This window comes from Achromobacter sp. D10 (genome assembly GCF_035282245.1).
In the GTDB taxonomy this organism is placed as follows: domain Bacteria; phylum Pseudomonadota; class Gammaproteobacteria; order Burkholderiales; family Burkholderiaceae_B; genus Achromobacter; species Achromobacter insolitus.
Window position 1 is genome coordinate 186,491 of sequence record NZ_JAYJLE010000004.1, and the last position, 20,644, is coordinate 207,134.

A 20,644-nucleotide genomic window follows, 5' to 3' on the forward strand; every position below is an offset into this window, starting at 1 on the left:
CGACAGGAGGCCCTATGGAACACGCCAGATGGGATTTCCAGCTCGAGCGTCCGATCGAGGACCACGGCAGTTGGAGCATAGGATACGTGCTGGTGCCGCCCGCCGCGGGTGAGCCCGAACAACGGATCGCCGTCGACGAGCGCTTCGCCTCGGCCCAGGTTGCGATCGACGAGGCGACGCGGCTGGCGCAGATCCACGTCGCGGACCTGAACGGCGATACGGCGTCGTTCGAGAAGCCCACGAATACGGAAGTGCCCTTCGGCAAGAATCCGCGCTTCTGAAGCTGTACCGGTTTGCGGGCATGGCGCTTGCTGATGCCAGGCTGCGGCGGATGTCGCCGCGCTTTCTGACAGGTGCCGCGATGCCCCAGATCCAATTTGAGTTGGCCTTGCAACCGATAGCGATGGCGTCCGCGCCGCCGTTCGGGACTGCGGCCCATCGCCCGCCGCCGCAGAATCCGGACGACGCCAGCGACAGCGCCCAGGGCGACGAGGTGCCCGACGAGGACATCGAGCCTGCCGACACGACGTCCGAGGACAATGCGGCCGAGGGACCGGCCGACAGGTAGTCTCAATCGACACCCGGACCGTGCGTCTGCGGAGGGCCGGCGCGCAGGGGCGGACGCTTGCCCGGGTAAAGGAGTGTCGGGCGGCCGGCAGGCGCCGCCGCGTCTAAAATGGCGCTCCCATCGTTTCAAGGCGCCTGTTGCGCCGCCTGTCCAGGTTCCCTCCATGCAAGAAAACACGCCATCCGCGCAGCCGGCATCCGGTACCTCGCAACGCCAGAGATTCGAGTCGCTCGCGAGTACGCTCGCGGCGCAGCGCGCGCGCCTGAGCCGCTGGCAAGCCGTGCTGCCGGAGTATCAAAAGAAGTACGAGGACGTGCTGGCGCCGCTGGAGACCGTCGAGGTCGAGCTCAAGGCCAGGCTGGTGGCCTGCTTCGACCACGCCTGCAAGCAGAAGGAGCTGACCAAGGCGGAGCGCGCCCTGGCGTCCGAGATCGCAGCGCAATTGGCGCAAGAGACACTGGACGCCATCGTGCTGGACGGCACGCCGGCCGAGTGCGACACGGACAGGTTGAAGAGCCTGTATCTCAAGCATGCGGGCTCGGACTACGACGCCGGCGTGGAAGACGGACAGGACGAAGACGATACCGAAGCGCCGCAGGCCAAACCGGCGGATCCGGTATCCGCGCCGGTTGCCGAGGCGCTGGCGGAAATCGACGCCTTGGTGGCTGCCGGTCCGGACCGGTTGGCAGGCGTGGGCGAGGAACGCTACGCGCGATACAACCAGGCGCTGGAAGCGCAACTCGCCATGCTGGCCAGCGACATCGCGGCCGAGGAAGGCGGCTTCAAGGCCAAATACCACTTCGATCCCGCGCAATCCATCGACCCTTCCGAGCTGATGGAAGACCTGGACGCGGAGATTGCCGATGCGGAGGAATATATCGGCGAACTTGAATTCGAACTGTCGCAGTTCGTGGACATGCAGCAGGTCAAGGCCTGGCTCAAGGCCATGAAGCAGCAACTGGCAGCCACGGGCCGGCGCGAAGGGCGAGGCTGAGGCTCAGGCAGCCGGACGCCGTGCGACCGGCACGACCTTCATCACGGGCGCGGCGGCCTTGCCCGCATCGGCCCGCGGCCGGATCATCATGGGGAAGAAGCGCCACAGATAAAGTGCAAAGGCCAGCGCCCACGCGCTTGCCGAGGCATGCAGAAAGCCGAGGGTGGCCGAGGTCGGGAGCAGGGCGGCCAGGCGCAGCAGCGCGGCCAGGATGATCAGCGCATAGCTCAGCACCATGCTGCGGTCGGTCCGCAGCGGCCGGCCAAGGTGGCCCAGCGCGGTGCGCGTCACCATGCCCAGGATCAGCACCGAGAATCCGGCGACGCCGATCACGTGCGCGGGCCAGGCGGGCCGCAGCACATAGCCGGCCAGGTGCGCCGCGCCCGCCAGCAGGCCTATGCCCAGGCCGCCATACCCCGCATAAAGAATCCACAGCAGCGGTACTTTGCGCACTGCCCAGGGCTTCCAGGATGCCCATTGCGCCAGGGCGATCAGCCCGGTCGCGGTCAGGGCCAGCGCGGCCGCGCGAGGTTCGCCCGCCACCAGGCAGGCGATGGCGACGATGCCTGCGGCCAATTGCCAATGGCCGCTGCGGGTATGCGCGGGGATGTCCAGGCCGGCTACCGCCCGCTTGGCGAAGAACGGAATGACGCGACGCGCGATCAGCAGCGTCAGGACCGCCATGCATAGCAGGCCGGCGTTGAAATAGCGCATGAGCGCAACGTAGTCGCCCTGGACAGACGCCCAGAGGTAAAGCGCATTGGCGCCGGCCAGCCCCAACAGCAGGAAGGGGATGCCATAGTTGCGCTGATTGCGCGTGACGGCCACGGCGCGGCCCAGCGCGCAGGCGGCCCAGAGAAAGAACAGCAAGTCCGCGGCGGCGGCCACGACGAACGCCGGCCGCCCGGGCACCAGGTAGCCCGCCCGCGCCACGATCCACACCGCGCACAGGAGCGCGAGGGGAGTGCCCCGCAAGGGGTTCTTACCCGTCCAATTGGCGCCCGCCGTCAGCAAAAACCCGACCGCGATGGTGGCCACAAACCCCCACAGCATTTCGTGCGCATGCCAGGGCATGCCGTTCAACACGCCTGTCAGGCGCGCCGGCGCATGCACCCAGAGCAGCACGGACGCCAGTGCCCAGAAGCAGCCCGCCAGATACAGCGGCCGGAAGCCCATTTCCGTGAAGGCGCTCCATTGAGGCTTCGCGCGGCGAGGGGCCGCAGCCGGTTCTTCGATGCTAAGCAGCGTGCTCATGAGGGTCAGCGCGGCGCCGTTTCGGCTTCGCGTTTAAAGGTGTATTTGAAATGCATATTAATGCGTCCCGCGCTCCGGCGCCAGCGCGACGGCTTGATCCAGCGCAAGCCCGCCCGGCAAGAAAGGGGTGACTAGTCACATCGGCAACGCGCTTCTGGTCGGCTGGCGAATGGCCGCGCAGGCCCGCTATCCCTAGGCTAGCCACATGTCTTCGTGAGTAAAGCGAGAGTAACCATGGCAGCACGTCAACCTTCCGCCGGCGCGCCGATGCGGGTCCTGATTTCAAGCACGTTCGCCTTCACCATCTGTTTCGCCGTGTGGATGATATTCGCGGTGTTGGGCATCCCGATAAAACAGCAGTTGGGCCTGTCCGAAACCCAGTTCGGGCTGTTGGCCGCCATGCCGGTGCTGACGGGGTCGCTGGTGCGGGTGCCGTTGGGCATCTGGACCGACCGATACGGCGGTCGCCCGGTGTTCTTCATCCTGATGCTGCTGGCCGTGGTGCCGATCTGGCTGCTGTCCTATGCCACCGAGTACTGGCAGTTCCTGGTGCTGGCGCTGTTTGTCGGCCTGACGGGCGGTTCGTTCTCGGTAGGCACGCCCTATGTGGCGCGCTGGTTCCCGCGTAACAAGCAAGGCCTGGCGATGGGGGTGTTCGGCGCCGGCAACTCGGGCTCGGCCATCACCAAGTTTGTGGCGCCCGCGCTGATCGCGGCGGCAGGCGGCGCCTGGGTCATCGTGCCCCAGGTCTACGCCGTGGCGCTGTTGGTCACCGCCATCCTGTTCTGGCTGTTCTCGGCCTCCGACCCTTCGCACCGAGTCAAGAGCGGCGCCAGCCTGTCGGCGCAGATGGCCATGCTGAAGGATCCGCGCGTCTGGCGCTATTGCCAGTACTACTCGGTGGTGTTCGGCGGCTACGTGGCACTGGCGCTGTGGATGACCAAGTACTACATCGGCGAATACGGCTTTGACATGAAGCTGGCCGCACTGCTGGCGGCGTGCTTTTCCCTGCCCGGCGGCGTGCTGCGCGCCGTCGGCGGCTGGATCTCGGACCGCTACGGCGCCTACAAGACCACCTGGTGGGTGATGTGGGTGTGCTGGGTGGCGTTCTTCCTGCTGAGCTATCCGCAGACGGAGTTCACCATCGTGACGGCCAATGGTCCGCGCAGCTTCGGCATTGCGCTCGGCCCGGTCGCCTTCACCGTGCTGCTGTTCGTGGTCGGCATCGCCATGGCCATCGGCAAGGCCTCGGTCTTCAAGTTCATCTCGGACGAGTTCGGTGAAAACATCGGCGCCGTGTCCGGCATCGTCGGCCTGGCCGGCGGGCTGGGCGGGTTTGTGCTGCCGATCATGTTCGGAATCCTGCTGGACCTGACCGGCATCCGTTCCAGCGCCTTCATGCTTCTGTACGGCACCGTCTGCGTCTCCCTCATTTTTATGCACTTCAGTTTCCGGCCGGAAAGCGCGGCCATCGCCCGGCAACACGCCGCTACTCCGTCCATTACTTCCTGAGAGAATTCCATGTCCACTCAAGTCCTCGCGCGATGGGAGCCGGATAATCCCGGCTTCTGGAAGCAGACCGGCGCCCGCGTCGCCAATCGCAATCTCTGGATCTCCATTCCGGCGCTGATGCTGGCCTTCAGCATCTGGATGCTGTGGAGCGTGGTGGTGGTCAACCTGGACCGCGCCGGCTTCATGCTGTCCAAGAACCAGATGTTCTGGCTGACGGCGCTGCCCGCGCTGTCGGGCGCCACCCTGCGCATCTTCTATTCCTTCTTGGTGCCGGTGTTCGGCGGACGCAAGTGGACGGCCATTTCCACTGCATCGCTGTTGATTCCCGCATTGGGCATGGGCTTCGCCCTGCGCGATCCGAGCACTTCGTTTCCGACCTTGCTGATCCTGGCGCTGCTGTGCGGCCTGGGGGGCGGCAACTTCAGCTCCAGCATGGCCAACATCAGTTTCTTCTTCCCCAAGGAGAAAAAGGGCCTGGCCACGGGTTTGAACGCAGGCATCGGCAACCTGGGCGTGTCGCTCGTGCAGTTTGTGGTGCCCGTGGTGATTTCCATCGGCGTGTTCGGTGTGGCCGGCGGCGATCCCCAGGCCATTACCGTCAACGGCGCGCAGCAGAACCTGTGGCTGCAGAATGCCGGCTTCATCTGGGTAATCCCCATTGCACTGGCCTCGATCGCCGCGTGGTTCGGCATGAATGACATCGCCGACGCCCGCGCCTCGTTCGCGGACCAGGCCGTCATCTTCAAGCGCAAGCACAACTGGCTGATGTGCTGGCTGTACGTGGGCACCTTCGGTTCCTTCATCGGCTTCTCGGCGGGCTTCGCCATGCTGACCAAGACGCTGTTCCCGCAGGTCGATCCCATGGCCTATGCCTTCCTCGGCCCGCTGGTGGGGTCGTTGACGCGGCCTTTCGGCGGCTGGGTGTCGGACAAGCTGGGCGGAGCAAAGGTCACGCTGTTCACCTTCGCGGCCATGATTGCGGCAGTGCTGGGCGTGGTGATGTTCCTGCCCGAGGCCGGACAGGCGGGCAATTTCAATGGCTTCCTGGCCATGTTCATCGTGCTGTTTGCACTGACCGGCGTGGGCAACGGTTCGACCTTCCGCATGATCCCGGTGATCTTCCTGCGCGAACGCACGCAGGCCGCCGAAGGCCGTGGCGCCGCGGCGCAGAAGCAGGCCCTGGCGGACGCCGCCAAGGAGTCGGCCGCGGTGCTGGGCTTTTCGGGCGCGATCGGCGCATACGGCGGCTTTTTCATCCCGCGCAGCTTCGGCACCTCGCTGGAAATGACCGGCAGCGTGCAGGCAGCCCTGTATTGCTTCATCGGCTTTTACGCGACCTGCATGGTCATCACCTGGTGGTACTACGCCCGCCGCAATGCGCCGGTGCCTTGCTAGAGCGAAACGGACGCGGCCGGAGTGACTAGTCATTCTGCCGCGCCCGGCCTGTGCCACCGGCGAATGGTCCGGCAGGCGGGCCGCGCCCACAATGGATTCAACAGCATTGATCGCAGTACGCGCCGGCGGGACCGGCGCACTTGGAGAATAGAGAATGAGCCATTTTCTGGACCGCTTGAAGTTCATGTCGCGGGTGCAGTCCACCTTCGCGGACGGTCACGGCGAAACGGTCAACGAGGACCGCAAGTGGGAAAACGCCTACCGCGCCCGTTGGCAGCATGACAAGGTGGTGCGCTCGACCCACGGCGTGAACTGCACGGGCTCCTGCTCCTGGAAGGTCTACGTCAAGAACGGCCTGATCACCTGGGAAACCCAGCAGACCGACTACCCGCGCACGCGGCCCGATCTGCCCAACCATGAGCCCCGCGGCTGTCCGCGAGGCGCGTCGTACAGCTGGTACGTGTACTCGGCGCAGCGCGTGAAGTACCCGATGATCCGTGGCCGGCTGATGGAAATGTGGCGCGAAGCCCGCAAGACCATGGACCCGATCGCGGCCTGGGAATGGATCAGCCAGGATCCCGCGCGCGCCGAGCGATACAAGGCGGTGCGCGGCCTGGGCGGCTTCGTGCGTGCCGACTGGGATACGGCGACGGAGATCATTGCCGCCGCCAATGCGTACACCATCAAGAAATTCGGCCCCGACCGCCTCATCGGCTTTTCGCCGATTCCGGCCATGTCCATGGTCAGCTACGCCGCAGGCGCCCGCTACCTGAGCCTGCTGGGCGGCGCCTGCCTGAGCTTTTACGACTGGTACTGCGACCTGCCGCCCGCCAGCCCGCAGATCTGGGGCGAACAGACCGACGTGCCGGAATCGGCCGACTGGTACAACTCGACCTACCTGATGGTGTGGGGCTCCAACGTGCCGCAGACCCGCACGCCCGACGCGCACTTCTACACCGAGGTCCGCTACAAGGGCACCAAGACGGTGGCCGTGTCCAGTGACTTCGGCGAAATGGTCAAGTTCGGCGATATCTGGCTGGCGCCCAAGCAAGGCACCGACGCCGCCCTGGCCATGGCCATGGGCCACGTGATCCTGAAGGAATTCCACCTGTCCGGCGCCTCGGACTATTTCCGCGATTACGTGCGGCGCTACACCGACATGCCCATGCTGGTGCTGTTGAAGGAGCGCGACGGCTTCCACGCGCCGGACCACTTCCTGCGCGCCTCGCACTTGGACGGCGCCCTGGGCGAGCAGAACAACCCGGACTGGAAGACGCTGGTGCTGGACGCCAAGAGCGGCGACCTGGTTGCGCCCAACGGCAGCATCGGCTTTCGCTGGGGCGAGGGCGCGGTCAACGGCGGCGAGAAAGTCGGCCGTTGGAACCTGGAGTCCAAGGACGGCGGCAGCGGGCGCGAGATCGAACCCACGCTGAGCCTGCTGGACCAGTCGGATGCCGTGGTCGGCGTGGGCTTCCCGTATTTCGGCAGCGAGCATGGCGAGCTGCAGGTGCGCAATGTGCCGGCGCGCCGCATCCGGTTATCCGATGGCAGCGAGGCGCTTGTCGCCACGGTGTATGACCTGCAGATGGCCAACTACGGCCTGGACCGCGGCCTGGGCGGCGGCAATGTCGCCAGCTCCTACGACGACGACGTGCCTTACACGCCTGCCTGGCAGGAAAAGCACACCGGCGTGCCGCGTGCGCAAGTCATCCAGGTGGCGCGTGAGTTTGCGCAGAACGCCCACGACACCGAAGGCAAGTCCATGGTGATCGTCGGGGCCGGCCTGAACCACTGGTACCACATGGACATGATCTACCGCGGCATCATCAACATGCTGATGATGTGCGGCTGCGTGGGCAAAAGCGGCGGCGGCTGGGCGCACTACGTGGGCCAGGAAAAGCTGCGTCCGCAATTCGGTTGGGCCCCGCTGGCCTTTGCCGCGGACTGGGTCCGCCCGCCGCGCCAGATGAACGGCACCTCGTTCTTCTATGCGCACACCAGCCAGTGGCGCCATGAAAAGCTCAACGTCCAGGAGATCCTCGGCCCCACGGCGGACCGCGGCCGTTATGGCGACCTCAGCATGATCGACCTGAACGCCCGCGCCGAGCGCATGGGCTGGCTGCCGTCGGCGCCGCAATTGCGCACCAATCCGCTGGACGTGGTGGCGCAGGCCGAAAGCCAGGGTAAGGATCCAGTGGCCTACGTGGCCGAAAAGCTCAAGTCGGGCGACCTGCGCATGTCCTGCGAAAACCCGGATGACCCTGCCAACTTTCCGCGCAACATGTTCGTGTGGCGCTCCAACATCCTGGGCTCCAGCGGCAAGGGCCATGAGTATTTCCTGAAGTACCTGCTGGGCACGCAGAACGCGGTGTTCGGCGACGAAGCCGACGCGATCAAGCCCACCGAGGTGACCTACCAGGACGATGCGGCCGAAGGCAAGCTGGACCTGCTGACGGTGTTGGACTTCCGCATGAGCACTACCTGCCTGTATGGCGACATCGTGCTGCCCACGGCCACCTGGTACGAAAAGGACGATCTCAACACCTCGGACATGCACCCGTTCATCCATCCGTTGAGCGAGGCGGTGCAGCCGCTGTGGGAAAGCAAGACGGACTGGGAAATCTACAAACTCCTGGCCAGGAAGTTCAGCGATATCGGCGGCCCCTATCTGGGCAAGCGCCGTGACGTGGTGCTGACCCCGCTCATGCACGACACCCCGGGAGAACTGGGCCAGGCTTTCGAGCCCAAGGACTGGAAGCTGGGCGAATGCGACCTGGTGCCCGGCAAGACCGCGCCCAACATGACCGTGGTCGAGCGCGACTACAACGACATCTACCGCAAGTTCACGTCGGTGGGCCCGCTGCTGGACAAACTGGGCAACGGCGGCAAGGGCATCAACTGGAACACCGAGCACGAGGTGCACGAGCTGGCCGGCATCAACCAGGCCGTGACCGAGCCGGGCGTGAGCCAGGGGCGGCCGAAGCTCGACACCGCCATCGATGCGGCCGAGATGATCCTGACCTTCGCGCCTGAAACCAACGGCCACGTGTCGGTCAAGGCCTGGGAAGCATTGAGCAAGATCACCGGACGCGACCATGCGCACCTGGCCGTCGGCCGCGAACACGACAAGATCCGCTTCCGCGACATCCAGGCGCAGCCGCGCAAGATCATTTCCGCGCCCACCTGGTCGGGCCTGGAAAGCGAGGAGGTCAGCTACAACGCCGGCTATACCAACGTGCATGAGCTGATTCCATGGCGCACGCTGACCGGCCGCCAGCAGTTCTACCAGGACCACCGCTGGATGCTGGACTTCGGCGAAGGCTCCTGCGTGTACAAGCCGGCCATCGACACCAAGACGGTCGCGCCCATGCTGGGCCGCTACTCGAATGGTGAAAAGGAACTGGTGCTGAACTGGCTGACGCCGCACCAGAAGTGGGGCATCCACAGCACGTACTCGGACAACTTGCGCATGCTCACGCTGAGCCGCGGCGGTCCTCACGTGTGGATATCGGAAACCGAAGCCAGGCAGGCCGGGCTGGTCGATAACGACTGGGTTGAAGTCTTCAACGTGAACGGCACGCTGACGGCGCGGGTGGTGGTCAGCCAGCGCGTGCCCGTGGGCATGTGCCTGATGTACCACGCCCAGGAAAAGATCGTGAACGTGCCCGGCGCGGAAACCAGCGGCAAGCGCGGGGGGATCCACAACTCGGTCACGCGCACGGTGCTCAAGCCCACGCACATGATCGGCGGATACGCCCAGCAGGCCTACGGCTTCAACTACTACGGCACCGTGGGCGCCAACCGCGATGAGTTCGTGGTGCTGCGCAAGATGAAGAAGGTGGACTGGTTGGAAGGTCCGCTGGTCGAAGCAACGCAACAAGAAGAGAAGCAATCATGAGGATACGCGCCCAAATCGGCATGGTGCTGAACCTGGACAAGTGCATCGGCTGCCACACTTGCTCGGTCACCTGCAAGAACGTCTGGACCAGCCGCGACGGCGTCGAGTACGCCTGGTTCAACAACGTGGAAACCAAGCCCGGCATTGGCTATCCCAAGGAATGGGAGAACCAGGAAAAGTGGAAGGGCGGCTGGAAGCGTACCGCCGCCGGCAAGCTGGAGCCGCGCCAGGGCGGCAAGCTGCGCATCCTGGCCAACCTCTTCGCCAACCCGAACCTGCCGCAGATCGACGACTACTACGAACCGTTCACCTTCGACTACGAGCACCTGCAGAAGGCGCCGCTGTCGCAAACACCGCCCACCGCGCGCCCGGTGTCGGTGCTGACGGGCAAGAAGATGGAGAAGATCCATTGGGGCCCGAACTGGGAAGACGACCTGGGCGGCGAATTCAGCGCGCGCAGCCGCGACGCCTTGTTCGAGGGCGTGCAGAAGGAGATGTATTCGACCTTCGAGAACACCTTCATGATGTACCTGCCTCGCCTGTGCGAACACTGCCTGAACCCGGCCTGTGTCGCCAGCTGCCCGTCCGGTTCCATCTACAAGCGCGAAGACGACGGCATCGTGCTGGTCGACCAGGACAAGTGCCGCGGCTGGCGCATGTGCATCTCAGGCTGCCCGTACAAGAAGATCTACTACAACTGGAACAGCGGCAAGGCCGAGAAGTGCACCTTTTGCTACCCGCGTATCGAAGCCGGCCAGCCCACGGTGTGCTCGGAAACCTGCGTGGGCCGCATCCGCTACCTGGGCGTGATGCTGTATGACGCCGACCAGATCGAGCAGGCGGCGTCCACCGCCAGCGAGCAGGACCTGTACCAGTCGCAGCTCGACCTGTTCCTGGATCCGCATTCTCCCGAGGTGATCGCCGCCGCGCGCGAGCAGGGCATCCCGGAATCGTGGCTGGAAGCCGCGCGTAAATCGCCGGTCTACAAGATGGCGGTGGAGTGGCGCGTCGCCTTCCCGCTGCATCCCGAATACCGCACCTTGCCCATGGTCTGGTACATCCCGCCGCTGTCGCCCATACAGACGGCGGCCGAGTCCGGCCAGATGCCGCGGCGCACGGTGGGCAAGAGCGGCATGATCCCCGACGTGTCCAGCCTGCGCATTCCGGTGCGTTACCTGGCCAACTTGCTCACGGCGGGCAAGGAGGCGCCGGTGGTGCACGCGCTGGAGCGCATGCTGGCCATGCGAGCCTACAAGCGCTCCGAGACCGTGCACGGCGAACGCGACACGGCCTTGCTGGACCAGGTGGGCTTGACGGAAGCGACCGTGCAGGACATGTACAAGATCATGGCGATTGCGGACTACGAGGACCGCTTTGTCGTGCCCAGCAGCCACAAGGAAGTGGTCGAGGACAGCTTCAACGAGAAGGGCAGCTGCGGCTTTACCTTCGGCAACGGCTGCTCGGGCGGGGTGTCGGAAGGCACCTTGTTCGGACGCAAGCCCCAGGGCAGCGAGATCTTCATCGAGATGCCGAAATCCCGCAAGAAGGCCGCCTCGGTCTAGGAAAGGAGAAAAATCATGAGTCTGTACCGCCTGCTTTCCGCTTTGCTGTGCTACCCCGAACCCGAGCTGCTGGAGGCGCTGGGCGAAGTCGATACCGCTTTGGCCGATTATCCCGACGCAGAGGAAACCTTGCAGCCGCTGGTCGGCTACCTGGCCACTAACGACCTGATCGCGCTGCAGGAGAACTACGTCGCGACCTTCGATCGCAACCGCTCGCATTCGCTGCACCTGTTTGAGCACGTGCACGGCGAAAGCCGCGATCGGGGCCAGGCCATGGTGGACCTGCTGGACACCTACCGCGGGCACGGCTTTGAACCCGCGGTGTCGGAGCTTCCGGACCATGTGCCCCTGTTCCTGGAGTTCCTGGGCGTGATCGACCCGGCACAGGCGCAGGACCTGCTCGATGATGCCATCCACGTCCTGGCCGCCATCGGCGCGCGCCTGGCCAAGGGCGAAAGCCCCTACGCCGGCATCTTTGCGGTGCTGCGCTCTCAGTCCCGCGTGATTCCCCGCGAACAGACCGAGGCGCCCGTGCGCGACATGGACGAGGCGATGGAAACCTTCGGGGCCGGACCGGACGGCGTAGAACCGCTGCTGCGCCCGTTCTCGGGCGATGGCGCACAGGCCGTGCGCTTCTATCCCCGCGCGCCCGCGGCTCATTAACCTTCAGGACGACGCATCATGAACTCCCTGAATCAGTTCTTCTTCGGCATCTATCCCTACATCGCGCTCACCGTCTTCCTGCTGGGCAGCCTGGTGCGCTTCGAACGCGAGCAATACACCTGGAAGTCGGACAGCTCGCAGCTGCTGCATCGCGGGCAATTGCGCCTGGGCAATATCCTGTTCCATATCGGTATCCTCGGCCTGTTCTTCGGGCACCTGGCGGGGCTGCTGACGCCGGTCGTGGTGTGGGACACCCTGGGCGTATCGCACAGCCTGAAGCAGACCGTGGCCATGGTGGCCGGCGGCGTCATGGGCGGCCTGTGCCTGATCGGCCTGCTCATCCTGATCCATCGCCGCCTGAGCGACCCTCGCATCCGCGCGACCACGCGGCCCGGCGACAAGTTGCTGCTGTTGTGGATCCTCGTGACCCTGTTGCTGGGCCTGTCCACCATCGCGCTGTCGGCCGGCCACATGGATGGCGAGATGATGGTGCGACTGATGACCTGGGCTCAGAACATCGTGACTTTCCAGGGCGATGCGGCCAGCCATATCGCCGACGTGCCGGCGCTGTTCAAGGCGCATCTGTTCATGGGCCTGACGCTGTTCGTGATCTTCCCGTTCACGCGCCTCGTCCACGTATGGAGCGGCTTCGCCTCGGTCGCTTACCTGGGCCGGGCCTGGCAACTGGTGCGCCCGCGCTGATCCCCGTCCCAGGAGCCGACCATGCCTGTCATCGTCAATGGCGTCGAACTGAACGACGCGGATCTCGAACGTGAACTGCCGTTGCATGCCGACGCCGACAATCCCATGCGCGAGGCGATCACCGCCCTGGTGCTGCGCCGCGTGCTGCTGGACGAGGCCGGCCGGCTGGGCCTGGACGCCTCGGACGAGGAGGGCGCCATCGGCGCCTTGCTGGCCCGCGAGGCGCCGGCGCCCGAGGCCGACGAAGCTGCCTGCCGCCGCTTCTACCAGATGCACCCGCAGCGCTTCATGGCGGGCGAACTGGTCGAGGCGGACCACATCCTGTTTCAGGTTACGCCCGGCGTGAACCTGGACATGCTGCGGGCGCACGGCAACGCTGTGCTGGCTGAATTGATGGAGGATCCCTCACGCTTTGCCGAGGTGGCGCGGCAGCAATCGAACTGCCCGTCCGCGGCGGTCGGCGGCAGCCTGGGGCAGTTGGGACGGGGCGACACCGTCCCGGAATTCGAGCGCGCGGTGTTCGCGCTGCCCGCCGGCGGCCTGTTGCCGCAGCTTTTGGAGACCCGCCATGGCCTGCACATCGTGCGGGTGACGCGGCGCATCGAGGGCCGCATGCAGCCCTATGAGCACGTGGCGGGCCAGATCGCCGCGGCACTGTCCTCCATGAGCCGCGACACCGCGTGGCGTCAGTATGCCAGGCTGCTGGTCGAACGCGCCGATATCCAGGGCATAGACCTTCAGGGCGGCGAGCCCGAGCGCGTCTATGGCGGGAGCGCCGCATGATGGACGAGCCGGCTGCGGGACCTCTGGTCGACGGCCATGGCCGTCGCATCGACTATCTGCGGGTGTCGGTCACGGACCGCTGCGATCTGCGTTGCAGCTATTGCCTGCCCAAGGACTTCAAGGGGTTTGAAACCCCCTCCAACTGGTTGCGCCACGAGGAAATGGCGCGGCTGGTGCGGCTGTTCGTCGAGCTGGGCGTCAGCAAAGTCCGGCTTACTGGCGGCGAGCCGCTGCTGCGCCGCGGGCTGGCCGGATTGGCCGGGGCGATCGCCGCCATGCCCGGTTTGCGCGATCTGTCGGTGTCCACCAACGGCACGCAACTGGCGCGCCACGCGCGGGAACTGCGCGCCGCAGGGGTGGACCGCCTGAACATTAGCCTGGATACGCTGGACGCCGCGGCGTTCAGCCAGATCACCGGCCGGGACTGCCTGGATTCCGTGCTGGCGGGCCTGGCCGCGGCCCGGGACGCGGGGTTTGCGCCCATCAAGCTCAATAGCGTGGTCCACGCGCAAACGCCCGAAGCCGAGGTGCGCCGGCTGCTGGATTACGCGGTGGAGCAGGGTTTCGTGCTGCGCCTGATCGAGCCCATGCCCATGGGCAGTTGCGGCCGCGGCTATGCGCACACCGATTTGAATGCGATGGGCGCGCGGCTGGCAGCCGGCGCGGGCCTGGTGCCATCGGTGGGCGGAACGGGCGCGGGCCCCGCGCGCTACTGGACCACGGGTCGCGGCATGCCCGTGCTGGGGGTGATCACCCCGATGTCGCGCCATTTCTGCGCCGCCTGCAACCGCGTCAGGCTGGGCGTGGACGGTACTCTGTACCTGTGCCTGGGACAGGAAGACCAGGTGCCGCTCGGACGCATGTTGCGCGCGGGCGCCGACGACGCCGCGCTGATCCGGGCGATCCGGGCCGGCATCGCAGCCAAGCCTGAGCGCCACGATTTCGTGGCGCGTCCGGAACGTATCGTGCGCTTCATGGCACAGACGGGAGGCTGACATGCGCGATATCGAACGCCTGGTCGACGGCTTCCAGCGGTTTCAGCAGCAGTACTACGAGGATGCGCCGACGCTCTACCGCAATCTCCGGGAGGGCCAGCACCCCAGCACGCTGCTGGTCGGGTGCTGCGATTCCCGGGTGGACCCGGCTATGCTGCTGGGTTGCGACCCGGGCGACATCTTCACGGTGCGCAATGTGGCCAACCTGGTGCCGCCGGCCAGCACCGACCGGGGCCTGCAGGGCGTGCTGGCCGCGATACAGTTTGCCGTCAAGCAGTTGCAGGTCAGCCGAATCATCGTGCTGGGCCATGCGCAATGCGGCGGCATCCGCGCGCTGATGGACCGGCGTACCCGGGGCGATGGCGAGACCGATTATCTGGAACGCTGGATGGACATCGCCGAACCTGCCCGCAGGCAGGTGCTGCTGCAGATGCCCCAGGCGACGGCCGCCGAACGCCGGCGCGCTTGCGAGCAGGCGTCCATCCTGATTTCGCTGCGCAACCTTGAGGACCTGCCTTTCGTGCGGCGCGCGGTGGACGCGGGTAGCCTGACCCTGCACGGCTGGTATTTCGATCTGGTGGCGGGAGCTTTACTGGCATACTCGGCGCGGGCGGACGCATTCCTGCCCATCGTATGTCCTTCGTTAACGGAGCTTGCATGACCCCAGTTTTCGGCATTGCCGGCCGTTCCGGCAGCGGCAAGACCACTTTGATCGAGGCGATGCTGCCCTTGTTGGCCGCGCGCGGCCTGCGGGTCAGCGTCATCAAACACAGCCATCACGATTTCCAGATGGAGCCGCCCGGCAAGGACAGCGCGCGCTTCAGGCAGGCGGGCGCGCAGGAGGTGATGGTGGCATCGCCTTTCCGTTACGCCATCGTCCACGAATTGCGCGGCACGCCCGAACCCGCGCTGCAAGAGCAACTGGCGCGGCTGGCGCCGGCCGACCTGGTGCTGGTCGAAGGCTTCAAGCAGGCCGCGATTCCGCGCATCGAGGTGTATCGGCCGGCGTTGGGCAAGCCGCCGCTGCATGAGGACGACGGCAGCTTCCTCGCGGTGGCCACCGACACGCCGCTCCAGACTGCCTTGCCCTGCCTGCCGGTCAATGAGCCGGCGCGGGTCGCGGATTTCATTTGCCGCACCCTCGGATTGGCCTGACGGCCAGAGGCCGGGCAGGAGTCCCAGCGGCTACACTGGAGCCCGCAGTATTCCTCGAGCACGACCGCGTTGAAAGACATGAAGCCCATCGATACCGCCGCTGAAACCGATGGCCTGCCTTCGCCCTGGCATCGCCTGTCCACGCGTATCGTCATCAGCTCCCTGGTGGCGCTGGTTGTCGTGCTGTCCATGGTCAGCTGGACGCTGTGGCTGTCCTGGCAACTGGAAGGCGCGGGCGCGGCCATCAACGATACGGGCAGCCTGCGGATGCGGGCAAACCGCGTCGCGGTGGAGCTCATGCGTCCCCAGGCCGGTCGTGAGTTCCGCACCAACGAGCAGGTCCTGCTCATGGACGACACGATTGCCCGTTTGGCGCGTGGCAATCCGGCCCGCCCGCTGTTCATTCCCAATGACGAGGCCATCCGCAGGCAATGGCATGACGTGGCGGCCTATTGGTACGACGTCATGAAACCGGCGGCCACGCGCGCGCTGCAGCAACCGGACGCCGCCACCTATCTGGAAACCTTGCCGGAGTTTGTTGCCCGCGCGGATACCCTGGTGCGCATGATCGAACAGGACAACGCCGGCAAGACCACCTCGCTGCGCCTGTCCCAGGGCGTGCTGGCCGCCATTGCCAGCGCCGGCACGCTGGCAATGATCTACCTGCTGTATCTCTGGATCATTTCGCCGGTGCTGCGCCTGCGCGACGGCCTGCAGCGCATGGCCGCGCGGGAGTTCAGCACACGGTTGCCCGTTGAGAGCAAGGATGAGTTCGGCGTGCTGGCGCGCGGCTACAACCGCATGGCCGACGAACTGCAGGATCTGTACACGGGCCTGGAGCGGCGCGTCGAGGAAAAGACCGCGCAGCTGGCCGCGCAGAACCGGGACATCGGCGCGCTCTACGATATGGCCGCCTTCCTCAACCAGCCCAACGAGATCGAGGCGCTGTGCGACGGTTTTTTACGGCGCGTGATGCTGCAGTTCGATGCCGAGGGCGGCAGCATTCGCGCCCTCGATCCCAATAACGAGAAGCTCAACCTGATGGTGGCGGTGGGGCTGTCCGACGAATTGGTCGAATCCGAGCATTGCATGCAGGTCAACGATTGCTATTGCGGCGTCGCTACCCGGCAGGCGGGCGTCATCGTCATCCAGGACTTCCGCCAGTCGCCGCCCTCGATGGAACTGAATTGCCAGCGCGAGGGGTTCGCCAGCGTGGCGGTGTTTCGCATCGTCACGCGGGACGAGGTGCTGGGTTCGTATTCCTTGCATTTCCGCCAGCAGCGCCGTCTGGCGCCCGCGGAATCCCAATTGCTGGAAACGTTGGGGCAGCATCTGGGCGTGGCGCTGGACAACCGCCGCCTGAGCGCCCAGGCGCGCCAGCTCGCCGTGGAGCGCGAGCGCGGGCTGGTGGCGCAGGGGCTGCACGACAGCCTGGCCCAGGGCCTGAACTTTCTGAACCTGCAGCTGCAGATGCTGGACGCCGCGGTCAGGCGCGGCGATCAGGCTGAGATCGACGAGATCCTCCCGCTGTTGCGCACTGGGGTGGACGAAAGCTACCAGGACGTGCGCGAGCTGCTGACCAACTTCCGTACCAAGCTGTCGCAGGGCGACTTGCAGGCGGCCATCGAAGACACCGTGGCGCGTTTCCGCCGCCAGACCGGGATCGAAACCGAATTGCGGTTCGGACCGGGCGTCGGCGCGCCGCTGCCGCCCGATGAGCAACTACAGGTGCTGTTCATCCTGCAAGAGGCCTTGTCCAATGTGCGCAAGCATTCCGAAGCCAGCCATGTGCGCATCGATGTCGCCAATGATCGCGACTTTACGCTGGTCATCGCGGACGACGGCCAGGGCTACGACCCCGCCGAGGTCGCCGAACGCGGCGAGTCGCACGTCGGCCTGCACATTATGCGGGAGCGCGCCGCGCGCATGCGCGCCGTGATAAAACTTGAATCGCAACCCGGCGCCGGCACGCGCGTCGCGCTGACCTTGCCCGGCAGTGAACGCCAGGCTGCCTGATGATCCCGACCATGCCCATCCGTATTCTCCTTGTAGATGACCACACCCTGTTTCGCTCGGGCGTGCGCCTGTTGCTGCAACGCCAGCCCGATTTCGAGGTAGTGGCCGAAGCGGGCGACGGCGTCGAAGGTCTGAAGCGCGCCAAGGAACTCAAGCCCGACGTGGTTCTGCTGGATCTCAACCTGCCGGGCCTGTCGGGGCTGGAAACCTTGCAGCTCCTGACGCAGGAGTTGCCGTCCTGCGCCGTCATCATCCTGACCGTGTCCGAGGAAGCCGACGAACTGGGACAGGCGCTGCGCGACGGCGCACGTGGCTATCTGGTCAAGAACATCGACGCCGATGCGCTGACCGCGGCGATCCGCCGCGCGGCGGGCGGTGAGCCGGTCATCGCCGAGAGCATGACCGCCAAGCTGGTGGAACAGTTCCGCGGGCAGGCCAGCCTGGCCGCGCAGGCGCCGCAGTCCGCCGGCGGCGCCGAGCGCCATCGGCTGACCGCGCGCGAGACGCAGATCGTGCAGTGGCTTGCGCGGGGCGCGAGCAACAAGGTCATTGCGCGCGAACTGGACGTAAGCGAAAGCACGGTCAAGATCCACGTGCAGAACGTGCTCAAGAAACTGAACCTGACCAGCCGTGTGCAGGTCGCGGTGTATGCGGTGGAGCACGGGCTGTACACGGATGAATAGGGCGGCGCGCAGCGTTCGGCGTATGCCGTTTGATCTGCGACAAGGCCGGGGGCACGGCGGGCCCATAGACTGGCCGGCATGGAAACTCGAACCTCTCCCCTGGAGCTCGTGGCCCCCGCCGGCAGCCTGGCCGCGCTGAAAGCCGCAATCGATGCCGGCGCGGACACCGTCTACCTCGGGCTCAAGAACGCCACCAACGCCCGCAATTTTGCGGGGCTCAACTTCACCGAAAGCGATATCCGCGCGGGCGTCGACCTGGCGCACAGCCGCGGACGACAGGTGCTGTTCGCCATCAATACCTTCGTGCAGGCGGGCAGGGCGCCGGAGTGGCGCGCTGCCGTGGATGCCGCCTACGGCTTGGGCGCGGATGCTGTCATCATGGCCGACGCGGGGCTCCTTGCTTATGCCAGCGACCGCTATCCCGGGCTGCGCCTGCACCTTTCCGTGCAAGGCTCCGCCACCCACGCCGACGCCATTGAACTCATGAAGGAACAGTTCGGCATCCGCCGCGTGGTATTGCCGCGGGTACTGACGCTGGCGGAGATCGCGCGCATTTGCGCCAATGTCAGCGTTGAGGTGGAAGTCTTCGGTTTCGGCAGCCTGTGCGTCATGGCCGAAGGCCGCTGCCTGCTGTCGTCCTACGCGACAGGCGATTCTCCCAACAACAAGGGCGTCTGTTCGCCCGCGCACGCGGTGCGCTGGTCCGAAGAGAACGGCCGCATGGACGCGCGCCTGAATGGCATTCTGATCGACCGCTACGAGCCGGGCGAGCCGGCCGCCTATCCCACCCTGTGCAAGGGCCGCTTCGAAGTGGACGGGCAGGCCGACCATGCGCTGGAGGAACCCACCAGCCTGAACGCCATCGGTCTTTTGCCCCGCCTGGCGGAGATGGGCGTATCGGCCATCAAGATCGAAGGACGGCAACGCAGCCCGGCCTATGTCACGCAGGTGGTGTCGACTTTGCGCGCCGCATTGGACAGCGCGCACGCGGATGCCGCCCGCTTTTCTCCCCGCCCCGAATGGAATGCCATGCTGGCGCGCCATTCCGAAGGTTCCCAAGTCACGCAAGGCGCATTCGAACGGCCATGGAAATGAAAACCAGCGCATATCAGATATCGGTCGGGCCGCTGCAATACTATTGGCCGCGCCAGCACACGCTGGATTTCTACGCGGCGTTGGCGGACAGCGCCGCCGACATCATCTACCTGGGCGAAACCGTCTGCAGCCGTAGGCATGAGCTGCGCGCCGACGACTGGCTGGAGCTGGCGCGCGACCTGCGCGACGCGGGCAAGGCGGTGGTGCTGTCGGGTCGCACCTTGATCGAGACCGGCGCCGAGGCCAGCGCGCTGAAGAAGCTCTGCGGACAGGACGACTTCATGGTCGAAGCTGGCGAACTGGGCGCGGTGCGGCATCTGAACGGCCGCGCCTTCGTGGCTGGGCCTCACATCAATGCCTATCACGGTGGCACCCTGGAATGGCTGGCCGAGCGCGGCGCCACGCGCTTTGTCGCGCCGCTGGAAATGGACGGCAGGACATTGGCCGTCTTGATGGCCGAGAGGCCCGCTCGCCTGGAGGCGGAAGTCATGGTCTGGGGCCGCATGGCGCTGGCGTTTTCCGCGCGCTGCTTCACGGCGCGGCATTTCCGGCTGAAGAAGGACGACTGTGGCTTTCGCTGCATTGAACATCCGGATGGGCTGGACATGCGTACGCAGGAATCGAGCGAGTTCCTCGCGATCAACGGCATCCAGGTGCAGTCGGCAGCCTGCCTGGACTTGTTGTCGCAGGCGCCGGCTTTGGCGGCAATGGGCGTGGAGGTGCTGCGAGTCAGTCCGCAATCGGCGGGCACCCTGGAAGCGATCGCCGCGCTGGATGCGATGCGCCGCGGTCTCGCGCCTAGGGACGCGCATCCGCCGGCGGGCATGGTCCGATGCAATGGCTATTTCCACGGCAAGCCCGGAATCGACCTGTTGGAGGCAGCGGCATGAGCCCGGCAATCCAGGTGCCCGGCGTCGTCGCCAAACTGGGCCGGCGTCTGCCCGCAACTTTCGTGTCGCTGCATTTCGCGGCCGGGCTGGAACTGGCGCGTCGGCTGAAATGGCTGACGCCGCCGTCGGAGCTGGAAGGGCGCAGCTTTGCCATCACAGTCGAGGACTTGGGCCTGCGCAGCAGTTTCGTCCTGCGGCAAGGCACGTTTCGGCCGGTATGGAGCGGCGCGGCCGCCGACCTGGAACTGGGTGCGAAGCTGGCGGATTTGCTGGCCTTGATGCGTTCGGAAACAGACGCCGATACCTTGTTCTTCCAGCGTCGGCTGCGTATCTCGGGCGACACGGAACTGGGGCTGATCGTCAAGAACTGGCTGGACGCTGCGCCGCGGCCGGCCTGGCTGCAGGGCGCGGTGCGTTGACGGCGCGCAATGTCCGTCGGCGCTTGTGGGCATTGCGGGCTTGCTTCACGCGCCGTGCTA

Annotated in this window: 19 protein-coding genes; 18 read left to right on the forward strand and 1 reads right to left on the reverse strand. The window is 65.8% G+C overall.

All coding sequences use genetic code 11. The features are described from left to right. The first annotated feature begins 14 nt into the window (after positions 1-14). From VCS63_RS13200 to VCS63_RS13210, 3 genes are all read left to right on the forward strand, one after another. Positions 15-281 carry a hypothetical protein gene (locus tag VCS63_RS13200; protein WP_323879990.1) on the forward strand — a complete coding sequence of 89 codons (267 nt, stop codon included), beginning with the start codon at positions 15-17 and terminating at the stop codon, positions 279-281. A gap of 80 nt (positions 282-361) precedes the next feature. After that, entirely contained in the window at positions 362-568 is a 207-nt protein-coding gene (locus VCS63_RS13205) for a hypothetical protein (protein ID WP_126389629.1), read from the forward strand. Positions 569-731: 163 nt separating this feature from the next. After that, positions 732-1,562, forward strand: a complete 831-nt coding sequence (locus VCS63_RS13210) for a hypothetical protein (RefSeq protein ID WP_323879992.1) — start codon at positions 732-734, stop codon at positions 1,560-1,562. Positions 1,563-1,565: 3 nt separating this feature from the next. On the opposite strand, the gene VCS63_RS13215 is transcribed toward VCS63_RS13210, so the two are convergent. Next, on the reverse strand, positions 1,566-2,816 hold the full coding sequence (locus tag VCS63_RS13215) for an NnrS family protein (RefSeq protein WP_323879994.1): 1,251 nt from the start codon (positions 2,814-2,816) through the stop codon (positions 1,566-1,568). Between the two features lie 234 nt (positions 2,817-3,050). Between VCS63_RS13215 and VCS63_RS13220 the strand changes: the two genes are divergently transcribed. The 15 genes from VCS63_RS13220 (at position 3,051) to ubiT (ending at position 20,584) form a co-directional block, all read left to right on the forward strand. After that, a complete protein-coding gene (locus VCS63_RS13220; RefSeq protein WP_042793436.1) occupies positions 3,051-4,328 on the forward strand; it encodes an MFS transporter in 1,278 nt (425 codons plus the stop codon). A gap of 9 nt (positions 4,329-4,337) precedes the next feature. Further along, positions 4,338-5,723 (forward strand): NarK family nitrate/nitrite MFS transporter, encoded by a 1,386-nt coding sequence (locus VCS63_RS13225; RefSeq protein ID WP_323879996.1) that lies wholly within the window; start codon positions 4,338-4,340, stop codon positions 5,721-5,723. A 154-nt stretch (positions 5,724-5,877) separates the two neighbouring features. Continuing rightward, positions 5,878-9,621 (forward strand): nitrate reductase subunit alpha, encoded by a 3,744-nt coding sequence (locus VCS63_RS13230; protein ID WP_323879998.1) that lies wholly within the window; start codon positions 5,878-5,880, stop codon positions 9,619-9,621. Next, a complete protein-coding gene (narH, locus tag VCS63_RS13235; RefSeq protein WP_076813248.1) occupies positions 9,618-11,183 on the forward strand; it encodes a nitrate reductase subunit beta in 1,566 nt (521 codons plus the stop codon). The genes VCS63_RS13230 and narH overlap by 4 nt, the downstream gene beginning before the upstream one ends. Before the next feature lie 15 nt (positions 11,184-11,198). Further along, entirely contained in the window at positions 11,199-11,846 is a 648-nt protein-coding gene (narJ, locus tag VCS63_RS13240) for a nitrate reductase molybdenum cofactor assembly chaperone (protein WP_323880000.1), read from the forward strand. Between the two features lie 18 nt (positions 11,847-11,864). Then, the gene (narI, locus tag VCS63_RS13245; protein WP_323880002.1) at positions 11,865-12,548 is read left to right on the forward strand and encodes a respiratory nitrate reductase subunit gamma; all 684 of its coding nucleotides are present in this window, start codon (positions 11,865-11,867) and stop codon (positions 12,546-12,548) included. A 21-nt stretch (positions 12,549-12,569) separates the two neighbouring features. Next, positions 12,570-13,331 carry a peptidylprolyl isomerase gene (locus VCS63_RS13250; protein WP_323880004.1) on the forward strand — a complete coding sequence of 254 codons (762 nt, stop codon included), beginning with the start codon at positions 12,570-12,572 and terminating at the stop codon, positions 13,329-13,331. After that, complete coding sequence (moaA, locus tag VCS63_RS13255; protein WP_323880006.1) at positions 13,328-14,326, forward strand: GTP 3',8-cyclase MoaA; 999 nt, start codon at positions 13,328-13,330, stop codon at positions 14,324-14,326. Before VCS63_RS13250 ends, moaA begins: the two co-directional genes overlap by 4 nt. Before the next feature lies 1 nt (position 14,327). Beyond that, positions 14,328-14,987, forward strand: coding sequence for a carbonic anhydrase (locus VCS63_RS13260; protein ID WP_323880008.1), 660 nt, complete (start codon positions 14,328-14,330; stop codon positions 14,985-14,987). After that, positions 14,984-15,481, forward strand: a complete 498-nt coding sequence (mobB, locus tag VCS63_RS13265) for a molybdopterin-guanine dinucleotide biosynthesis protein B (protein WP_323880009.1) — start codon at positions 14,984-14,986, stop codon at positions 15,479-15,481. Before VCS63_RS13260 ends, mobB begins: the two co-directional genes overlap by 4 nt. A 78-nt stretch (positions 15,482-15,559) precedes the next feature. Further along, positions 15,560-17,497 (forward strand): type IV pili methyl-accepting chemotaxis transducer N-terminal domain-containing protein, encoded by a 1,938-nt coding sequence (locus VCS63_RS13270; RefSeq protein WP_063640744.1) that lies wholly within the window; start codon positions 15,560-15,562, stop codon positions 17,495-17,497. An 11-nt stretch (positions 17,498-17,508) separates the two neighbouring features. Then, positions 17,509-18,180: a response regulator gene (locus VCS63_RS13275; RefSeq protein WP_063640918.1), complete on the forward strand. Its 672-nt coding sequence runs from the start codon at positions 17,509-17,511 to the stop codon at positions 18,178-18,180. 78 nt (positions 18,181-18,258) lie between these two features. Then, positions 18,259-19,275 carry a ubiquinone anaerobic biosynthesis protein UbiU gene (gene ubiU / locus VCS63_RS13280; RefSeq protein ID WP_042793446.1) on the forward strand — a complete coding sequence of 339 codons (1,017 nt, stop codon included), beginning with the start codon at positions 18,259-18,261 and terminating at the stop codon, positions 19,273-19,275. After that, on the forward strand, positions 19,272-20,165 hold the full coding sequence (locus VCS63_RS13285; RefSeq protein WP_042797006.1) for a U32 family peptidase: 894 nt from the start codon (positions 19,272-19,274) through the stop codon (positions 20,163-20,165). The genes ubiU and VCS63_RS13285 overlap by 4 nt, the downstream gene beginning before the upstream one ends. Continuing rightward, positions 20,162-20,584, forward strand: coding sequence for a ubiquinone anaerobic biosynthesis accessory factor UbiT (gene ubiT / locus VCS63_RS13290; RefSeq protein ID WP_278486219.1), 423 nt, complete (start codon positions 20,162-20,164; stop codon positions 20,582-20,584). Before VCS63_RS13285 ends, ubiT begins: the two co-directional genes overlap by 4 nt. Positions 20,585-20,644: the final 60 nt, after the last annotated feature.